Raw genomic sequence first — 2,195 nt, 5'->3', positions numbered from 1 at the left:
CCAGCCGGCGTGCCGTCATTTCGTCGGCGTCGGCATTCGGGTCGATTTCCGTCGAGATCGCCCGCCAGGCCCGCGACAGGTCCTCGCGCACCGGCAACGTGGCCATTTCGAGGGCTTCTCGCGAAAAATCGGCGAAGGATTTGCCGAGCAGCGGCAGGTCGAGCAGCCATTCGCCGGGGTAATCGACGATGTCGACCGACAGCTTGCCCGACGAGAACATACGGTTCCAGCCGGAGGCCGATTCATATTCGATCGTCAGCCGCAGTTCAGAGATGGCGCGGGTCGAGTCCGGCCAGACGCGATCGTTGACCAGAGCGGCGATGTGGTCCTCGTACTGAAAACGCGGCACGGCGTCGTCGGGCTGCTGTTCGAGGAAGGCGCGCGCGATACGCCCCGATTTCTGCGCCTCGAACAGCGGCAGGCGTCCGCCGTGGATCAGATTGTGGACGAAGGCCGAGATGAAGACGGTCTTGCCCGCGCGGGATAGACCCGTGACACCCAAGCGCAGCGATGGAGAAAAAAGTCCGGTGGCACGTCCCGACAATGTGTCGAGGGCAATTCTTGCCTCGTCGGTGAAGGTGGTCAGCGATGATGCCAAAATATGCTCTCTCGGACTTGCGTCCGCCCGATATAGGCGGTGGAACCCGGCTTTGAAATGGCGCTGGACATCGGCATCAGAGATCGGCCGGTGTCAGGAAGGCTTCGAGATAGCCCGCTCCCTGGGCCGCTTTCGCCAGATTGCCGGGGAAACGGACGACGGCGAGGCCCGAGGTCGGAAAGCCATGATTGAGCATTGCCCGCTCCGTCTCGCCACCATCGCCCGAAACCGCCATGGCGAGATCCTCCGTCATCGGGTTGTGGCCTATGACCAGCAACGAGCCGGATCCGCCATGATCCCGGACGAGCCGGAGATAGCCGGCCGCGTCTTCGCTGTAGAGTGTGTCGAAAAACAGCACCTTGCCCGTGTCCGTCTGACCGGCCAGTCCCTCGAGCGTTTCCCTGGCGCGTTTGGCGTTGGAGCACAGCGTCAGGTCCGGCACATAGGAACGGGATCGCATCGCGGCCCCCATCTTTTCGGCATCGGCGCGGCCGGATGCGTCGAGCGGACGATCGAAATCACGCATGCCCGGCAAGGCCCAGCCGGCCTTGGCGTGTCGCAACAGATAAAGCCTGCTCACTCAACCTCCAATGACGCCCGAAAGCCGAAGTCCTGCCGCGATTAGCCACAAGAAAAGCATCGCGCACAATGGTGCACGTTCTTCGGCGCGGCGAATCACTTGCGGGGGCAAGCGGCGAAGATCGTCCTACTTTCGCCATCGAAACAGATCTATCCCGCTCCGGGGAAGGCTGCGGGCGCACTTTAACAATTGCGTGAGCCGGTGGCTGATTGCGCTTGTGCAGGCGTCTGGCGGCGAATATATAGGCGCCAAATTTGGGGCTGTTTGGGTGAGTCGAATGAACGACATCGTTACCGCCGATTACGTACCCTCCGAAGACGAGCCGTTCATGAACGAACGGCAGAAATCCTACTTCCGCCTAAAGCTCGTCACCTGGAAAAATGACATTTTGCGCGAAGCGCGCGAAACCCTCGAAATCCTGCAGCAGGAAAACGCCAACCATCCCGACCTCGCCGACCGCGCCTCTTCGGAAACCGACCGCGCCATCGAGCTCAGGGCCCGCGACCGTCAGCGGAAGCTCATCTCGAAGATCGATTCGGCACTACAGCGCATCGACGAAGGCACTTATGGCTATTGCGAGGAGACCGGTGAGCCGATCGCGTTGAAGCGGCTCGACGCCCGCCCGATCGCTACCTTGTCGATCGAAGCGCAGGAGCGGCATGAGCGCCGTGAAAAAGTCTATCGCGACGACTGACAGTAGCGCTGCATCGATTTCCAAATGGCCGGTTTTCCGGCCATTTTTGTTCGATGTCGCCGCGCATGCCAAAGCGCGCTTGAACATCGACCGGTTCAATTCACCGGCAGGCCACCCTGGGCGCAAATCATCTCTTCTGGCTTGAGAGTTCGCCCAAAAGCCTCGTCATTTCATCATCGAGCGACGGCGGCGCCTTGGCTGCCGGTTTGGCCGCCGGACCGCCGGACCGTGGTTGGTCCAGCGAAACCTCGAGTTCCTTCATCAGCGTGTCGTCGATGCTGTCCTGCGGCGGCCAAACCGGCAGCCAAGGCGCCGCCGTCGCT

At 61.6% G+C, this 2,195-nt stretch carries 3 protein-coding genes and 1 pseudogene; 1 reads left to right on the top strand and 3 read right to left on the bottom strand.

Going from position 1 to position 2,195, the window contains the following annotated elements; translation table 11 throughout:
• Both EOA36_RS33875 and EOA36_RS33870 read right to left on the bottom strand, forming a co-directional pair.
• Positions 1 to 598 (bottom strand): YcjX family protein (locus EOA36_RS33875; RefSeq protein WP_189553505.1); only part of this gene is annotated, 598 nt, incomplete at its 3' end.
• Positions 599 to 674: 76 nt separating this feature from the next.
• On the bottom strand, positions 675 to 1,178 hold the full coding sequence (locus EOA36_RS33870) for a histidine phosphatase family protein (protein ID WP_127281061.1): 504 nt from the start codon (positions 1,176 to 1,178) through the stop codon (positions 675 to 677).
• A 277-nt stretch (positions 1,179 to 1,455) separates the two neighbouring features.
• On the opposite strand from EOA36_RS33870, the gene dksA reads away from it, so the two are divergent.
• Positions 1,456 to 1,872, top strand: coding sequence for an RNA polymerase-binding protein DksA (dksA, locus tag EOA36_RS33865; protein WP_006202025.1), 417 nt, complete (start codon positions 1,456 to 1,458; stop codon positions 1,870 to 1,872).
• 127 nt (positions 1,873 to 1,999) lie between these two features.
• Here dksA and EOA36_RS33860 read toward each other — a convergent pair.
• A pseudogene (locus tag EOA36_RS33860) lies at positions 2,000 to 2,195 on the bottom strand (hypothetical protein); the annotation flags it as partial.

Source organism: Mesorhizobium sp. M8A.F.Ca.ET.021.01.1.1 (assembly GCF_003998025.1).
Classification (GTDB): domain Bacteria; phylum Pseudomonadota; class Alphaproteobacteria; order Rhizobiales; family Rhizobiaceae; genus Mesorhizobium.
The sequence above is the reverse complement of the archived record's forward strand: the minus strand, read 5'-3'. Positions and strand labels throughout refer to the sequence as shown.

Excerpts from the sequence above, each read along its gene's own strand:
- dksA (WP_006202025.1), top strand. The coding sequence starts at position 1,456 with ATGAACGACATCGTTACCGCCGATTACGTACCCTCCGAAGACGAGCCG.